The organism is Paenibacillus polygoni, from assembly GCF_030263935.1.
Taxonomy (GTDB): domain Bacteria; phylum Bacillota; class Bacilli; order Paenibacillales; family Paenibacillaceae; genus Paenibacillus; species Paenibacillus polygoni.
This window is the reverse complement of record NZ_CP127162.1, coordinates 2,400,967-2,418,196: the sequence shown is the minus strand read 5'-3', so window position 1 is coordinate 2,418,196 and position 17,230 is coordinate 2,400,967. Positions and strand designations below refer to the sequence as shown.

Sequence of the window (17,230 nt, the reverse complement as noted above, 5' to 3'; positions counted from 1 at the left end):
CATTTTTCCGTGATTCATCGTTGTTATATGAAGTTTTGTAATAATCCTTATTTCCTAGTAAAATAACGACGTTTTATGTAATACGATGACTTAAAATTGCCCCTAATCCTCCTAAAACCGCTACATAATAAGACATAACAAAATAAATGCCGAAACGCGCTAGAATTCTTCGCTCTCTTTTATTCCCTGTATAAGCATAAAAAAGGTGCCTGATTCGTAAGAATCAGACACGACTTTGGCAATGTAATTTTTGATCATGATCATGTAATTCGACATCTTATAATTAGCTAAGTTCATGTGAGCGAGCTATACATAAATAATAGATTTATTACAGCACAGCTTCTAATGTATCTTCTATTGTGGGATAACGAAATTCATAACCTTCCGCTAGTAACCTTTCAGGTACTACCCATCTGCTTTTTAAAATTAGCTCCGTTTCCGTCCGAATGAATACAGCTCCCATCTCTAACATCCACCCAGGGGTAGGGATTCCTACTTTAACATTCATCTTCTTACGCATTTCGGCCATTAACTTTTGATTCGATACTGGATAAGGAGTCGCCGCATTAAATACACCGCAAAGGTCCTCACGCTGCTGAATAAACTGTACAATCCGGTACAAATCATCCACATGAATAAAACTGAATTTCTGCGTTCCAGGGCCTTGCTTACCCCCGAGGCCAAATCGAGTTAAATAGAGATAAGGAGTCATCACTCCCCCGTCTTTACCCAGCACAATGGAAATCCGGAGGGCAACTTGACGAGTTCGATCTAATGAGAAGGAGAAAAACGCCTCTTCCCACGCTTTTGCTACATCTACTGAGAAGCCTGTGCCAATCTCTCCCTCCTCCTCTGTCATGGGACGATCTTCTGCATGTCTGTAGATTGTGGCTGTGCTTGAGTTGATCCATAGCTTTGGCCGTTCTATACAAGCCTCTATCGCTTCTCCTAAGATCCGAGTCGTCCGTTTCCTGGACTCCATGATCTCACGCTTATTACGGTCATTATAACGGCAATTGACTGATTTTCCCGCAAGGTTAATGAGCAACTCTGCTCCTTCCAGTGCTTCAACAATGGAAGATTTATCATCCCAAGAGATATGGCCCTCTTGCCTTGATATAATGTATACATTGTCACCTTTTTCCCTGAATTTCTTTTCAAAATATTGGCCGATAAATCCTGTACCTCCGGCTAGCACAACCTTCCCCATAAAGCTCACCTCACTTGCTAAGATTTTATACGAACCGAATAATACCTCATCGCACTAGGTATTCCTGATACCTCAAGTTTGCTCTCATTGATTAAACTCCGTAACCGGTACTCAAAAAACGCATCACCGATATACTGCTCCAAATACCCCATCGCTTCCCCTACGACCCGCGCTGCTTTTATAAAACCATCTGCATTAGAGCGATTCTGTAACTTAGAAACCGTATGAAGCAAATATTCATCTAATACATTTTCTTCTACTGTATCTACTTCCCCATCATTCCAAAACCTAAGTACCTGCTTTGACTCGGCATATACCAACCATTCTTGTTCATGCTTATTTCTTTGTTCTGTAGTTAAAGGATAGATTCGTTCCAGTACATGAAATACTTCAACAAGTTTTTCTGGGACGATTTCTCCTGTATGACGATAATATGGCGACTGTTCTGGTATATTGTACTTTCTTTCACATATCGCAACAGCATTGATCTCCATGATTTCATTCTTATACTCTTTTAATAAATATTGAACATACCTTGATCCTATTGTTTCATAAGCTGAATCTCCACCCCAAATTACAATTTGAGCGTGCTGTGGTATCTGCTGAACGATCTGAATAGGATCCAATTCACCATGATGAGCGGAATGATGATCTGTATATTCGGGATCGAGATGAGTTCTCATTAGAATAGCCAAACAACATATGCACTCTCTTCGTCTTACTATTTGGAACCATCTTGAGCTGTTTCAGCCCTATTCCCCCTTATTACACCTTATTACACATTGACTTCCTAATTAGAATAATTAATAGAAAATTCTGGTTATTTGCTAATTATAATAAATTTAACTGATCCATACAATCGCCTGCATCAAAAAAAGCTCCTACCGAAAGGTAGAAGCTTTGATAAATGACAATTAGATTAGGATTTCACTTTAGGTGATTCTTCCCAGCCTGTTACATTCTCGATTCCTGGAATGGAATCTTTGTAGAACACAGGATCTTTGCCTTCTTTTCTTTGTTTTGAGTAATCCTTCAACGCAGCAAATGCGATCTTTGATAAGAGCCCGATGGCTATTAAGTTAACAATAACCATGAAGCCCATAAACAGGTCGGCCATATCCCAGACCAGCTTCACGCTAGCGACTGAACCAAACATGATCATAGCAAGAACAGCAATTCGGTAGATCACAAGCGTTGTTTTGCTTGATTTAATAAACTCAATATTCGTTTCCCCATAATAGTAGTTACCAATCAGCGTACTAAATGCAAATAGGAAAATCATAACAGCAAGCAAGCTCGACGCCCAATCACCAAAATGAATACCTAGTGCAGTTTGTGTAAGCACAATCCCTTCTGTATTAACAGATGGGTCTGTGTAAGCACCTGAGAGCAGTACCAAGAAAGCAGTACTTGTACAAATAACCAGCGTATCAATCAAAACAGCTAATGCTTGAATTAAACCTTGTTTAGCTGGGTGACTTGTTGTTGCTGTAGCAGCCGCATTCGGTGCACTACCCATACCTGCTTCATTAGAGAATAATCCTCTTTTAACCCCTTGCATGAGCGCTGCACCAAGGGTACCGCCCGCAAATTGTTCGAATCCAAATGCATGTTTAACAATAGTAGCAATCATCGCAGGAACTTCAGTAATATTGATGAGGACCGCAATGAAAGCAATACCGATATAAATAACGGCCATGATAACGACAATGTACTCGGAGATTTTCGCAATTCGTTTAATACCGCCAAAAATGATAATTCCAAAAGCTACAACCAAAGCAATCCCGAGCCATAATGGATTTACTCCAAATGAATTCTGGAAAGCTGTTGCTACTGTATTGGCTTGAACTGCATTAAATACGAGTCCAAAGGATATGGTAATCAGGACTGCAAACAGAATTCCCATCCAGCGCTTATTAAGCCCTTGCTCCATATAGTAGGCAGGTCCGCCGCGGAACCCTTGTTTGTCCTTGATTTTATAGACCTGAGCAAGTGTACTTTCCACAAAACTTGACGCAGATCCGATGATCGCGATAATCCACATCCAGAATACAGCACCTGGACCTCCAATACCAATCGCAAGAGCGATCCCCGTAATGTTACCTGTCCCAACACGAGCAGCCATACTGATGCAAAATGCTTGGAAAGCAGTAATTTCACCTTTTTGTTTCTTGTTTGATCCTTTAAGTTCACGGAACATGTCTTTTATGTAAGTGAACTGCATGAACCCTGATTTCCATGTGAAGTAAAGCCCAATCGCAACCAATAAAATGATTAGAACATATGACCAAAGCACATCGTTGATCAAACTGATTCCTTTTTGTAAGAAGTCTTGCATCTCTAACCTCCATCATGTTGTATATTCGTATAAGGGAACGATGTCCTTAACGATCTCTTGTTAGTATTATTAACATAAAAATTTAATAACGCATTTTTTTATTATACTTATTTTTATTAATTTACGCTATATTAATTTTATAGTATAAAAATGATTTTTTCATGTCAAGATATATTACAAAGAGGACATCTTGCAATTATATACATAAATCTGATTGATTATACCTGTGCGAGATCGTTTATCTGAGATTCCCTGTCTTATTATCCGAAATAAAAGAAATAACCTATTCATATGAATAGGTTATTCGCCATTCTTTTGTATAGTATTTGCATAAGTGAAATTATCATTACTAACGGGTTAACGAAAGACCAATTTCAGATAAGATGGCACTGCCAAGGTATGTGCCGGTAAATACGAATAATGCAACAATAGCAACACGCCAAGATGTTTTACGAAGATCTGACAGACGATCTACTACGGAGATCCCAGCGAAAGCCAAAATAGGTGTAGTAATCGATAAGAAGTTAACCGCTTGAATAGCTTCTACAAACACATCAGAACTAAGGCAGAATATGAGTGATGTAATCGATACCCAGCCAAGTACAGGGAACTCTTGCAGCACTTTCACAGGCACTTTCTTCATTAAAGAAGAAATTAAGATCCCAATCATCGAGAACAGCCATAATACAGCTAGTCCGCCAATCGTATGCCATGAGACGGTAACGCCCTCACCGATCCGAAGTTGTTTCATAATATCTGTAAATAGGATAAGCGAGACACTTAGCAAAAGTACAAGTCCTGCTTTCATCCAATGTTTTTTATCCAGTACCATTACCTTTTACCTCCAGTAAACAGATTATACATAAAACGTTGCAGCGGAACAGCCAAAAATACCATAGTGTACGTTCCAAGGAAACTTGTCAGTAGTTGACTCGCTGCAGCATAACTGTTGATGACCTCAGCTTGATCTGGAGCTAAAGCGATTAGAGATGAAGAAGCTCCCACCATCATACTAGATGAACCTACTCCAGAAGACATCGCCAGTGCTTCAATAGAGAAACCTAAAGCGTGAAGAACAGGTGCAATAATACTAAAGAACAAAGTTCCAAAAAGTGTACCTATAATATACAGTGATAATACCCCGCGTCCCTCACTGGAATCGAGTGTATATTTCTCAGAGATATAAGCAAGTTCACCTTCACGTCCAAGCCCCAGGGTAGCTCCAATCGCTTCTCTGCGAAGACCCAGTAGAATTGCCACAGGAAGACCAAGCAGTACAGTTCCGAGGTTACCGATCTCTTGCAGCAAGAAGACCCAGCCAACATCAAGAATTTCTCTTAGTTTAGGAGCAACATCCGCTCCGTAACGCGCCATTAGAGGTAACATGATGTAAATTAGATATTTACTTGCAAAGTTCACGTTTTCTTTACTGTACACCTTTTTCATAATACCGCGTCTAAAGATAGCAGTTCCTAGAATCATAGCAATTAGAATAGCAAACACCAGAGGAAGCAAGTTAATGGTAATGTTGCCGATCGGTATGGACTGGGTTCCAATCCATTCTGCTGCTGTAATGAGAAATAAAGCAAATAAGATAAGATAAACAAGATGTCCTTTTGATTTCATGAACCAAAATCCTCATTTCTGTATATTCTTTGTTGTCTCATTGATCTATTTAGTGAATAAAGATTACTCCGTAATGGAAGTCAGAAGTGCTTCATACTCAGCGAACGTACGGCGATAGATTCTAGATTTGTCGAGTTGGCCATTCATTTTGTTAAAGACTTCTGTCAAATATCTAGGGAAGATTTCATAAATGAATTCCGGATCAATATCTTTGAAATCATCACCATGAATGGTACCTGTAAAACCACTGTAGCCAATCTGAATGCAAGGCATCATAAAGGATAAATCTCCAATATCCCCTGCTGCACTAATCGCATTATTTTCCAGTATATCTTCAATTGCTTCATTCTCTTTATAGGCAGCCAGTGCAAATTCAGAAAGATAACGATCTTGTACAAAAGGCAGATAGCCCATCTGTGTAGAAGCTTCAACCTCTCCGCCCATAGCAATCGCACTTCCTTTTGCCGCCTGATCCATCTGTTTAGCAACTTCCTTCATATATTCAACAGACTGTGTACGCAGATCCGTTCCGACGGTGATTTGGTTAGGGATTACATTCGTAGACATATCCGACTGCATTACAATGGGGTTCATTCTCACTTTTTCTGCATCTTTAAAATGCTGTCTTTGCATACCAAGCGCTACATTAAATAAAGTCGACATGCTATACGCATTTGTACCTGAAGATGGATCAAAACCGGCATGAGATGCACGACCTTTAAATGTATACTTCTTATACAGGAAACCTGCTAGATCACAATTGATTTCAATTGTACGTTTCGGATATTCTCCACCCATGGCATGAACACATACTCCGAGGTCAATATCGTCAAATATGCCGCGTTTCATCGCTTCGGGCTTACCTCCGTAGTAGGTTATTTCCCCTTTCGCTTTCAGTCCATCACGATATGGTAAATCAAGATATTCTTCTGCAGGAACAAAAATAAAGGTAAGAGCAAAATCCAAGGATTCATATGCTTTCGTTGTAAAATAGTGCTTATACAGTGCGAGAGCTATTGCTACTTGTGTGTAATGCCCGCAGTTATGTGCAGCACCCGTTTCCTGATCGGCGTGAAAATGAGACGGTGCATAAACTGCATCGAGTTCAGCAATAAATCCAAGGTTCAGCGATTTACCTGCCCCGAGTGTTGTCTTAATCCCTGTGCCACAGAACACCTCATATGTAAGCTCAGGATTAACTTCAAGTAAAAAATCCAGCACCGTTTGGTGTGTTTTATGTTCCTTGTAACCTAGTTCAGGATTGTCGAAAATCCGGTTAGCAATGTGTTTGATTTCTTCATACTGTTTTGTGAAAGTACTCATGCTGTGTCCCCCAGTTAGGTCGGTTTATATTTAATTAAATTGATATACATGTCAAAAGAACAACCTCATCATAAGTAAAAAGCAGAACATTGTCAACGTTTTTAGTATTTTTATGTCGAATTTTGTTTTATTTCCGAACATTATGTTAATGAATTGGGGTATTATGAGGATTTTTATAGAGTCGAAACATTGAATATTTCATCCTGTAGGTGGAGTGTTTTTATAAAAAAAGAAGAAACCACATTGTATATAGACAATGCGGTTTCCCCCAGTTCAAATCGTATTTTTTCATAATATGCTATGTAACTGATGTAAATCTGATATTTCATAAGTGGGGATGATCTCTGTAGAATTAACGAGCCCTTTCGGATTAAACCAGCAGGTATCAAGACCGGCAAGCTGCCCCCCTTTAATATCTGCACTTAGTGAATCGCCAATGATCAATGCGGTAGAAGGATCAAAATCAGGAATTCGATCAAATACATAATCAAAAAACTCTTTCATCGGCTTCTGATAACCGGTATCTTCGGATACGAATATCTGTTTCATATGTGGATACAGACCTGAACTTCGTAACCGGATATCTTGCGTTTTTGAAACTCCATTGGTTACAATATACAGATCATAACGATGCTGCAGCTCTGTTACTAATTCCATGGCTCCATCCATCAGCATATGTCCTTGTTCAAGATAGGTACGATAGGTTTGTTCTAACTGAATTCCATCTGCTTCAAGTCCCCATTCTTTAAAGAAAAGCGAAAATCGAGTATGTAACACTTCATCTCTACTAATTGTCCCTTCTTCAAAAGCCCTCCATAATTGCTTATTAATCTTTCGGTAACTAGCTTCTATTTCAGGTGTGAAAGGAAGCTTCATATCTTTACATAACAGCTGAAGGGCATTGTTCTCTGCCGCACCAAAATCAAGCAATGTGTCATCTACATCAAAAAACAACGTCTTATATGTACTCATCTTAGGTCATCTCTTTCTTAATATATTTACAGCAATGATTTGATATCTATTAAATAATACCTTGTATTGAGGAGAAAGGACATATCCCTTTTTATGAAAACGAATGATACTCTATAAATTAGTCTCTACCAATATAGAGTAACTTTCATTGTATACCTAAAAAGCTTTATTAGATTATTTAGTATTCATTACTATGATTCAGGTTTACATAACTATAATTATGTAAACCTGAATATGTTTTTCTTCAAAGTCCCCTTCTGATAACCAATTCTTATAGGAGAAAACAAAAAAATCAGGACATTGAGAAAATCCCAACGGTCCTGATTCCTTAGCTCTTATTTAGTTCTTATTTAGTTCTTATTTAGTTCTTATTTAAATTGAACTACTTCTGTCCCTGCAATAAAATCGTGAATAGCACGTTTATCTTCTCTGAATACGACCATAAACAGGCTGACAATCCAGCCTATGCCGAGCGTAATTCCATATACGAAACTTGCTACCAGATTGCGCAGCAGCATCGTTCCAATCCCCGGAGGTCCCTCGTCTGCTACCTTTTGTATTTTGATACCACATAGTCGTTTCCCGACCGTGCATCCTCCCCAAAAGACAGGGAGAAGCAGCGAATATAGGAAAAGGAGCAGCTCCGTCACCCAATTGTCGTCTGTAGATCCAGTCAGGATATTAGACAAAATGTACAACGGGAGACCTACGAGGATCCCATCAAGCAGCCCCGCAAAGAAACGCGACCAAAAACCAGCTGGTTCACTTACCATACCGTCACCACCTATTCGTATTCAGTTACCTGTATTCATATGTAGGTTATAACGACATGTAATATGAATCAGTTACGAAAATAGAAAGAAAAACATTTTTACTTAAAGTGAAGTGAGATGATTTCCATACGTTTAGATTGAAAACACTAGTAGAATGAAAACGTTAGTCATTAGTCATCATTAGTCATTACTCATGACATGCAGATAAAAGTTTAAGTCATTTTCTAAGTGTTTTTTCATCAATTCTTCCGCTTTTTCTCCATCTCTTATCTTGATTGCCTCATATATTTCTTCATGTTCATCAATCAGATGAGGCCGATTATAGATAACCACGGTTTTTCGGAGTAAATAAATGATAGCTTGCATCCGGTCAATGATATCAATCATCAACGGATTATTGCTTGCTCTCACAATATCATTATGAAAATCTTCATTGGCAGACATAATCTCTTCTTTTGTACCCTTTCTGCCAACCTCCACATATTGATACAGTTTATCAATTTCATTTTCTTTCAAGAAAATAGCCGCACACCGAGCTGAGTATCCTTCCAGCAAGATTCTCACACTAAATATATTTCGCAAATCCTTCTCCGTTGGTTTTACTACTTTCTTCTTAACAATAAGACCTTCATTTTCTAATTTACGTATAGAGTCTCTTATGGGGGTTCTGCTGACGCCAAGTTCGGCAGCGAGTTTTTCTTCAACGATCTTCGTACCGCTAGAAAGCTCACCGGTTAATATTTTATCACGGAGAATTTCGTAACATTGATGATACGCCGGTCGTGAGTTGTTACCTTCAAGCACTAACTTCACCTCCGTTTTCATTCCAAGTTATTACCCATATTACCAAATTACCACAGAAAAATCTTATATATATAATTGGCAATGAGAATATAGCATACGATAAATTCATGATAGTGTACAACTAACACCTTTTTGTATACAAAAATATTATTTAATGTATACAAAATATTAATGAATTGTATACAAATTTATTGATATAGTATACAATGATAACGAAAACTATATTGTAAGCGGTTGCCTTTTTACTTTCCACAGAATCACTGATCTGATAACGATAAGCGAATGACTGATTATAGTGAAGTACATGGGCAAAAACCAAATCAAGGTCATACCAGGCCTTACATAAAACTACTAAATAGGAGGAAAAAATCATGACAAAAAAAGTTGGATTTATCGGACTAGGTATTATGGGGAAACCAATGGCCTTAAACCTGATTAAAGCTGGACACACACTAACGGTAAATGATCTCAATCAAGAAGCGGTTCAAACATTAGTAAAAGCGGGTGCACTCACGGCAACTACACCAAAAGAAGTTGCGGAAAACAGTGAAATTATCATCACCATGCTTCCTGCTTCAAAACATGTACAATCTGTTGTACTCGGTGAGAACGGAATTTTAGCTGGAGCTAAAGAAGGTTCTATTATTATTGATATGAGTTCTATTACTCCTGCTGTTACCAAAGCACTTGCTGAAGAAGCAGCTCAAAAAGGCGTCGGTTTCTTAGATGCACCAGTCAGCGGCGGTGAACCTAAAGCGATTGATGGAACTTTAGCTATTATGGTTGGCGGTAAAGAAAGCGTATTCGAAGCAACAAAATCAGTTCTATTTGATATGGGTAGCGCTGTTACTCTCGTCGGAGACAGCGGATGCGGTGTTACTGCGAAACTTGCAAACCAGATTATTGTAAACCTTAACATTGCTGCGATGTCAGAAGCTCTCGTACTAGCTGCAAAAGCAGGGATTGATATTGAAAAAATGTACCAAGCCATCCGTGGCGGACTAGCAGGAAGTGCAGTCCTCGATGCTAAAGTTCCTTTAATATTGGATAGAAACTTTGCTCCAGGCGGCACGATTGCCATCAATATGAAAGATATTACGAATGTAATGGATACTGCGCATGAAATTGGCGTACCTCTTCCTCTATCCAGCCACCTTTTAGAAATCTTCCATGCCTTGAAAGTTGACGGCAAACTGATGGATGACCACGGCGGTATCGTACAGTACTACGAAAAACTCGCAAATGTCGAAGTTGGGGGTTCTAGCAATGAGCACAAATAAAAGATTAGTGGAAGAAGTCTTCAGCAAAATCCCTGCTTTTGATACAACGATTGTGAATGAAACCATTCAAAATGAGTTATCCAATTTCAATAAAAAAATCATTGTTCTCGACGATGACCCAACAGGTGTTCAAACCGTACACGGTATTTCCGTTTATACGGATTGGTCTTTGGACAGTATCGAAAAAGGGTTTCAAGAAGAGAACTCCATGTTCTTTATCTTAACGAACTCACGTGGATTTACAGCAGCAGAAACAACAAAGGCGCATCAAGAAATTGCTGCTAATATCGTAGAAGCTGCGAAGAAAAGCAATCGCGAATTTACTATCATCAGCCGTGGTGATTCCACATTACGCGGACACTACCCACTGGAAACACAAGTGTTGAAAGAAACGGTGGAAGCAAATTCGGATATGAAATTTGACGGTGAGATCATCCTTCCTTTCTTTAAAGAAGGCGGCCGTTTTACCATTGATAATATTCACTATGTTCAATACGATACGGAGCTCGTTCCTGCCGGCGAAACTGAATTTGCGAAAGACCGCACCTTTGGTTATACCAAATCTCATTTAGGTGAGTGGGCTGAAGAAAAATCAAACGGTGAATATAAAGCTGAGCATATGACTTATATTTCGCTGGACAGCCTGCGCGCAGTGGATATCGAAACGATTGAACAGCAGCTGCTGAAAGTGGAAGATTTTAATAAAGTAATTGTGAATGCGGTCGACTATTCTGATGTAAAAGTCTTTACTATTGCCCTCATTCGAGCAATGAATAAAGGGAAGAACTTCCTGTTCAGAAGTGCTGCAGCACTTACCAAAGTTATCGGCGGAGTGAGTGATAAAGCGCTGCTCTCTCGCGATGAAATAATGAGTGAATCTACTAACCACGGCGGACTCGTGATTATCGGATCCCATGTTAAGAAAACGACGGAACAATTCGAGGAACTGAAAAAATCAAACGACATTGAGTTCATAGAATTTGATGTTCATCTTGTATTAGAACCAGAAAAATTCGAAAAAGAATTGGATCGAGTTGTTGAAGAAACCAATAAACTGATCCTAAATGGAACTAATGTTGCTGTATACACAAGAAGAGAACGTTTAGATCTTGGAGAAGGCAAACAAGAAGAAGAATTGAAGCTTTCTGTAAAAATTTCAGATGCGGTTACAAGTATCGTGAAACGGTTAGAAGTTAGACCTTCCTACATTATTGCTAAAGGCGGCATTACCTCAAGTGACATTGGAACAAACGGTCTTGAAGTAAAAAGAGCGACAGTAGCAGGTCAGATTCGTCCGGGAATTCCGGTCTGGACTACAGACAATGAAAGCAAATTCCCTGGAATCTCCTATGTTATCTTCCCTGGAAACGTAGGTACGAAAACGGATTTAAGAGAAGTTGTTGAAATGTTAAGCAATAAGTAATCTGTCTTACTTGTACTTGTAACTGAGCCCGGAAGTAAGGAGTGTAACGCTGCAATACTTTTTCATGAAAACGTGTTTATTCATTTTAAAGTTACTATGTGAGTGCACTCCTTATGGAAGCGGCCTTCTATAATGAAGTGATAAACGAAAAGAGGAAAAATGAATGCCGATTATATCTGTTACTATTGGGGTTGTACTATTATTAGTATTAATGATGGTATGTAAGTTAAACGCTTTCTTATCTCTAATTATTGTTTCTCTAGCGGTTGCCATGCTAGAAGGCATGACACCCACCGAGGCCATAGGATCGATTGAATCTGGGCTGGGAGGAACCCTTGGGCATCTCACCATGATTATTATCTTTGGGGGGATTCTTGGGAAGTTAATGACGGATTCAGGCGGTGCTCAGCGTATTGCGACAACGATGATTAGTGCTTTTGGAGAAAAGAGAACTCAGCTTGCGGCTGTCTTTACAGCTGCTATAGTTGGAATCGCTTTATTCTTTGAAACAGGCGTTGTAGTCTTAATTCCTTTAGTATTTACCATTGCTATTGCAGCTAGAGTTCCCGTGCTTTATCTGGGGATGCCTGTAATCGCTGCTCTAATTACGATGCATGGTTTTGTACCCCCGCACCCTGGTCCAACAGCCGTTGCCAATGTGTTTGAAGCTAATATCGGGCTTACCATGATTCTTGGAATCATCATTGCTGTTCCTGCCTTTATTCTTGCAGGCCCTGTGTATACTAAGTTATTCAAAAAAGATTTCTTAGAAATTGAAATTCCAAAAGGTCTATTTAATCCAAAAGAATTTAAAGAAGAAGAACTTCCTAAATTCGGAATCAGCCTATTCACTGCTCTATTACCCGTGATTTTAATCGCATTGCAAACGGTGGTTGAACTTGTTGCACCGAATTCAGCGATTGCACCGATCACTAATTTTATCGGTAACGCGAATGTAGCTCTATTAATCTCTGTTATTGTCGCGATTTTCACGTTCGGTTTAAATTTAGGTAAAAAAATGCCGGAAGTTATGCATTCTCTTAGTGAATCTGTAAGCGGTATCGGAATGATCCTCCTCATTATTGCAGGCGGCGGTGCGTTCAAGCAAGTGCTGGTTGACAGCCATATTGACCAGTATATATCCGATCTTATGTCGGGTTCGAGCCTCTCTCCACTGCTTCTTACCTGGCTGATCGCAGCTATCCTTAGAATTGCAGTAGGTTCTGCTACAGTAGCAGGTATGACAGCCGCTGGTATTGCCGCACCTCTTGTTGCTGCAACCGGCGTCAGCCCCGAGCTTATGGTACTTGCTGCTGGCGCAGGAAGTGTTACCTTCTCACACGTAAATGATGCAGGTTTCTGGATTTACAAAGAGTACTTTAACCTTAGTATCGGTAAAACCATTAAAACCTGGTCTGTCATGGTAACTATTATTTCGTTAGTCGGACTTGCTGGCGTCCTCATTATGGATCTATTTATTTAACTTGAAAAGGCACTGTTCCCTTGGAGCAGTGCCTTTTTTGTATGTATTTTATTGTGTTCTAAAATCAAATTTCTCATCAGGCACGTTTAGAGTATGCCCATTAATATGAACCGTGTCACTGTCTATCCACTTTACAGCTACGTTATCTTCGCGGGAATTCCAATAGATCGTTTTGGACTTACCTTTCTTATCGTTCATGACTAGCTCCCCTCGGATCGCATAGGACGTGGTGGCTCCTCCATTTATACGGTAAGCTTTTAATGTATAGGCACCGTCTGGTGAGGTCACTTCTGTAAGATACTCTCCTTTTGGTAATCGATTCGTATCGAACAAGGCCCAGTAGACACCATAGCCTAAGATACTGATACAGGCTAAACCAACAATTGTAATCATGCGAAACGTCTTTTTTCTGATCTTCTTTATTTCAAACGATTCATTGTCCAACATTCTCACTCCTTCCCCTTGGATCTACACCATTTCTATCTTAATGATTATTACTGATAGACAATACCTCAGCTGGATTATAATCACTTATGATTCTATAACCCTGAGAATAAGATTTGTGATTTTTGAGCTTACCACTAGTTTGAATAAATAGATAATTATCTGCTCCATAAACAATAGTAAATCTATGATCTGACTTGTTAACCACAATCTCCATCCTGTAAATCATGGAATCGAAGGATGGCATATCTTTTGTTCTCATCAGCCGAATGTCAGCTAAATCATCCACTATCTCATGAATTTGATTCGGATCGGTAACTTCAATCCACTCTTCCTCCCGTGGTGAATAACTAATTCGCAGGGATGTCACTTCATCTGTATCGCTTATGTGTTTCATGACGAGATTCTGGAAAGAGGTAAAAGAACGTGCATATTGCACCCCGATCGTCACTCCAACAAGGCTTACGATGATAAAGAGAACAATCATAAAGAATGTCTTCTGTTTCAAACTCTTCATCCTCTCGCAGGCAAGTTTTCTTATAAAAAGACCGAGAAATATCTCTTTCGAGAAGGTTCTCGGTCCTCCTTATTACATACATTCTTTTTCTTTCTGACAGACATATATGAGTTCCGGTTTCGAATCCGCGGGAGGATTCTCTTCCCAGTCTCCATACAATTCAATAACCTTAAGCCCATGTCTTGCCAGCGTTCTTTCCATTTCCATCGGATACGTATAGCGAAGCTTAATTCTGCTTTGATAAACAGACTGTACTGTTCCATCTTCTCGTTTTAACCTGCGAGATATTTCATAATCTTGTACTTGCGTCAACGCATCATAATCACTTTTCGTATATACATCGATCTCTTTGCCCTGCTCGTCTTTATAAGTCTTCCAGTACTCCTCTTCTGCTGGTGCAAGCAACTCTTCTTTGTTAGGGAAACGCGTGTTGAATATAAATATACCGCTTTCCTTAAGATGCTTACATACGGAATCAAGCAGTTTATCTTGCGATTCGTTCGTTAGAAAATGCTGAAAACCATTACCTACCATAAAGATAAGCGAACTTTTCACATCAAGGTTCAGTTCCTCACAATTTTGCAGTTCAAAGCGAATATCCGAATGCTCTTGTGCAGACTTATGTCTAGCCCGTTCAAGCATCCCTTCATGAATATCAATTCCAATCATAGGGTATCCCCGCTCTGCTAAAGGGATCGTTGTTCGACCGGTTCCGCAAGCCAGGTCTATAACCGTGCCTCCCATGAGTGCTGCCCATTTCTCAATAAAAGCAAAATCACTATCAAATCCTTCATTCTCCGCGTCATATAGATCAGGATGATCGTACTCTTCTAGGTTAGCCATTGTCATATGTTCTTTCGTTAAGATATCTACATTATGATTCATTTTTATTTTCCTCTAATTTCCTTATTTTCAAGTATTCCTCTTTAATGTACATGAAAATTTCTGATTTGAAAAGCATATAGAGCTTATACACCATTTTGTACACTTTGAATCTACGGCGTAAAAGTGCAAAAAACCTCGCTAGTGCGAGGTTTGAGGTTTACTTTATCATTATAATAAAATTTGAGTCATTAAATGAATTGCTTGATCCATTTTAACTTTTAGTAGCGTCTGCTCTAGCCGATCCTTTAAAAGTACACAGCTTTCACCGATCGTCTGCCGTCTCTCTCCCGGTATAATGAAGAAACGAGGCTCAGAATCTGAAAGAAACATTACGTGTTCATTATCCTCGGAAACAGCCGATACTTGCTTGATCCGTGCTCCAAAGCCAGCATCTCGCAGTTCAGCAGCCAGCAGTCTGGATGCAGGCAAGAATTCTAACTCGGATAGAATCAGCACATTGTGCGGTCTATGTATCGCAAGGTACTTTTCTTGATTTGATATGCAGAACTCTCCTATCGACCGAATGTCAAACTGCCAAGCAGCAACCCCCGTATTACTCCAGCTTGTTCCCGTGGCTAGTACCTCTCGGCTCTCCTGTTCTATAATTTCGTAGTTGACGGTCCCTTCTTCTAATAAATAAGAGTTTTGATCTTCATACTCTGATTGGGTCAGAATCCCTAACTTATCCATCATATTATCAATGAGTGAAGAGGAATCTGCATCTCCCCTTCCGTGTTTTGCACTCCACCGAATGATGATTGGGATCTCCAAATGTTCAAATAGTTCTAACACCATGCATAACATTTGACCTTCTCGTTTTGGGCTGTAAATCAGAGGGGCTTCGTTATTATGATTATGAATCCTAACCCATCCAGCTAACTCTTTTTCATTCGAGCAATTTTCGCTGGAAACCATAAAATCGTTACCCTTAGAAAATAAAGCGATGACCTTCCCTATATAATGTTCGATTTGTTCCTTGTTCCCTAAGTTTTGATTAGCAATGATTAATGTATTCATCATCGTGATTCTCTCCCTTCCATTAGCAAAAATAAAAAACGCGCCGGACCTTTTGGTCCTGCGCGTTTCTACTTGCCGCAGGAAGGCCGAACGCGAAATGCGTTAGCCCTCCTCCGAATTTATCGAAGGCGTGCTAACGCTGATTAAAATGATAATAAGATTGTAATAGTGAGAAGCAGTTCATAAGGCAATCTCCTTTTTATGTAACGAAGAATTGAATTGTTCCCGATTATATCTAATATAGATCAAAACATCAAGATTTATTTTCGAAGTTAACACATATCAGTCTAAAATCAGGTGATTTCTATACTTTTTCTTCATTTCAAATTATAATAATTATACAAATATTGCCTCGACACAGAAAGGAGTTCGTATGCTCGCAGCTGAAAGACGCCAGATGATCATCGACATTGCCAACAAGGATAAACGAGTACTCGTATCCGAACTTAGCCACAAATTTCAAGTCACCGAAGAGACCATACGGCGAGATTTAGAGAAACTGGAGAAAGAAGGAGTACTGACCCGGACCTATGGCGGAGCGATTATGAATCGGCATTCTAATGAAGATCTCCCCTTCTACACACGTCATGCTACCAATTTGCATATTAAACAAGAAATTGCACAGAAAGCGCTTTCTTATATTCATAATGGTGACACATTAATGATGGATCCAAGTACAAGTTCTATCGAACTACTGAAAATACTAAATATGCGCCAAGGTCTAACCGTAATTACAAGTTCAATTATACTTCAGGAATTTGCTGCTTCAGGTCACCAGATTATTTCTACGGGAGGTACGCTAAGAGCTCCTTCTATGTCATTAGTGGGAACCGTGGCGCATGAGACAGCCCGTAAATATCATGTAGACAAGTTTATTATGAGCTGTAAAGCCTTATCTCTTGATCACGGTATTATGGATTCTAATGAAGCAGAGTGTGAGCTTAAACGGAAAATGATTCAACAAGCGGAGCAGGTTATTCTTTTGGCTGATCATACTAAGTTTGATCGAACCGCTTTTGTTCATTTGTCTCATTTTGACAACATTGATGTCGTCATTACGGACCAAGAACCTTCGGACCCATGGAAACAACTATTTCAAGAACATGAGATTGAACTCATCTATTAACCACTTTTT

At 39.4% G+C, this 17,230-nt stretch carries 17 protein-coding genes; 4 read left to right on the top strand and 13 right to left on the bottom strand.

Annotation, left to right across the window (positions count from 1 at the left end; translation table 11 throughout):
• Window positions 1-328: 328 nt before the first annotated feature.
• From QPK24_RS11740 to QPK24_RS11700, 9 genes are all read right to left on the bottom strand, one after another.
• Entirely contained in the window at window positions 329-1,210 is an 882-nt protein-coding gene (locus QPK24_RS11740) for a TIGR01777 family oxidoreductase (protein WP_285748914.1), read from the bottom strand.
• Window positions 1,211-1,227: 17 nt separating this feature from the next.
• Window positions 1,228-1,905, bottom strand: coding sequence for a DUF3658 domain-containing protein (locus QPK24_RS11735; RefSeq protein WP_285748913.1), 678 nt, complete (start codon window positions 1,903-1,905; stop codon window positions 1,228-1,230).
• Between the two features lie 224 nt (window positions 1,906-2,129).
• On the bottom strand, window positions 2,130-3,548 hold the full coding sequence (locus tag QPK24_RS11730; RefSeq protein WP_285748911.1) for an alanine/glycine:cation symporter family protein: 1,419 nt from the start codon (window positions 3,546-3,548) through the stop codon (window positions 2,130-2,132).
• A gap of 349 nt (window positions 3,549-3,897) precedes the next feature.
• Window positions 3,898-4,380 (bottom strand): hypothetical protein, encoded by a 483-nt coding sequence (locus QPK24_RS11725; protein WP_160036134.1) that lies wholly within the window; start codon window positions 4,378-4,380, stop codon window positions 3,898-3,900.
• Complete coding sequence (locus QPK24_RS11720; protein WP_285748909.1) at window positions 4,380-5,174, bottom strand: DUF3100 domain-containing protein; 795 nt, start codon at window positions 5,172-5,174, stop codon at window positions 4,380-4,382. The genes QPK24_RS11725 and QPK24_RS11720 overlap by 1 nt, the downstream gene beginning before the upstream one ends.
• Window positions 5,175-5,237: 63 nt before the next feature.
• On the bottom strand, window positions 5,238-6,497 hold the full coding sequence (locus QPK24_RS11715) for a M20/M25/M40 family metallo-hydrolase (RefSeq protein ID WP_285748907.1): 1,260 nt from the start codon (window positions 6,495-6,497) through the stop codon (window positions 5,238-5,240).
• 288 nt (window positions 6,498-6,785) lie between these two features.
• Window positions 6,786-7,469, bottom strand: coding sequence for a YjjG family noncanonical pyrimidine nucleotidase (locus QPK24_RS11710; protein WP_285748905.1), 684 nt, complete (start codon window positions 7,467-7,469; stop codon window positions 6,786-6,788).
• Window positions 7,470-7,837: 368 nt separating this feature from the next.
• Window positions 7,838-8,242, bottom strand: coding sequence for an RDD family protein (locus QPK24_RS11705; RefSeq protein WP_285748903.1), 405 nt, complete (start codon window positions 8,240-8,242; stop codon window positions 7,838-7,840).
• Between the two features lie 180 nt (window positions 8,243-8,422).
• Window positions 8,423-9,067, bottom strand: coding sequence for a GntR family transcriptional regulator (locus QPK24_RS11700; RefSeq protein ID WP_285748901.1), 645 nt, complete (start codon window positions 9,065-9,067; stop codon window positions 8,423-8,425).
• A 350-nt stretch (window positions 9,068-9,417) separates the two neighbouring features.
• On the opposite strand from QPK24_RS11700, the gene garR reads away from it, so the two are divergent.
• From garR to QPK24_RS11685, 3 genes are all read left to right on the top strand, one after another.
• Window positions 9,418-10,326 (top strand): 2-hydroxy-3-oxopropionate reductase, encoded by a 909-nt coding sequence (gene garR / locus QPK24_RS11695; RefSeq protein ID WP_285748899.1) that lies wholly within the window; start codon window positions 9,418-9,420, stop codon window positions 10,324-10,326.
• Window positions 10,313-11,749, top strand: a complete 1,437-nt coding sequence (locus QPK24_RS11690) for a four-carbon acid sugar kinase family protein (protein WP_285748897.1) — start codon at window positions 10,313-10,315, stop codon at window positions 11,747-11,749. The genes garR and QPK24_RS11690 overlap by 14 nt, the downstream gene beginning before the upstream one ends.
• A gap of 163 nt (window positions 11,750-11,912) precedes the next feature.
• Window positions 11,913-13,232: a gluconate:H+ symporter gene (locus tag QPK24_RS11685; protein ID WP_285748894.1), complete on the top strand. Its 1,320-nt coding sequence runs from the start codon at window positions 11,913-11,915 to the stop codon at window positions 13,230-13,232.
• 48 nt (window positions 13,233-13,280) lie between these two features.
• On the opposite strand, the gene QPK24_RS11680 is transcribed toward QPK24_RS11685, so the two are convergent.
• The 4 genes from QPK24_RS11680 to QPK24_RS11665 all read right to left on the bottom strand — a co-directional run bounded on the left by QPK24_RS11680 (window position 13,281) and on the right by QPK24_RS11665 (window position 16,098).
• A complete protein-coding gene (locus QPK24_RS11680; protein WP_285748892.1) occupies window positions 13,281-13,679 on the bottom strand; it encodes a DUF5412 domain-containing protein in 399 nt (132 codons plus the stop codon).
• Window positions 13,680-13,716: 37 nt separating this feature from the next.
• Window positions 13,717-14,184: a DUF5301 domain-containing protein gene (locus tag QPK24_RS11675; protein WP_285748889.1), complete on the bottom strand. Its 468-nt coding sequence runs from the start codon at window positions 14,182-14,184 to the stop codon at window positions 13,717-13,719.
• An 81-nt stretch (window positions 14,185-14,265) separates the two neighbouring features.
• Window positions 14,266-15,078 carry a class I SAM-dependent methyltransferase gene (locus QPK24_RS11670; RefSeq protein ID WP_285748887.1) on the bottom strand — a complete coding sequence of 271 codons (813 nt, stop codon included), beginning with the start codon at window positions 15,076-15,078 and terminating at the stop codon, window positions 14,266-14,268.
• A gap of 168 nt (window positions 15,079-15,246) precedes the next feature.
• Window positions 15,247-16,098, bottom strand: a complete 852-nt coding sequence (locus QPK24_RS11665) for a hypothetical protein (protein WP_285748885.1) — start codon at window positions 16,096-16,098, stop codon at window positions 15,247-15,249.
• A gap of 370 nt (window positions 16,099-16,468) precedes the next feature.
• On the opposite strand from QPK24_RS11665, the gene QPK24_RS11660 reads away from it, so the two are divergent.
• Window positions 16,469-17,221, top strand: a complete 753-nt coding sequence (locus tag QPK24_RS11660) for a DeoR/GlpR family DNA-binding transcription regulator (protein ID WP_160036152.1) — start codon at window positions 16,469-16,471, stop codon at window positions 17,219-17,221.
• Window positions 17,222-17,230: the final 9 nt, after the last annotated feature.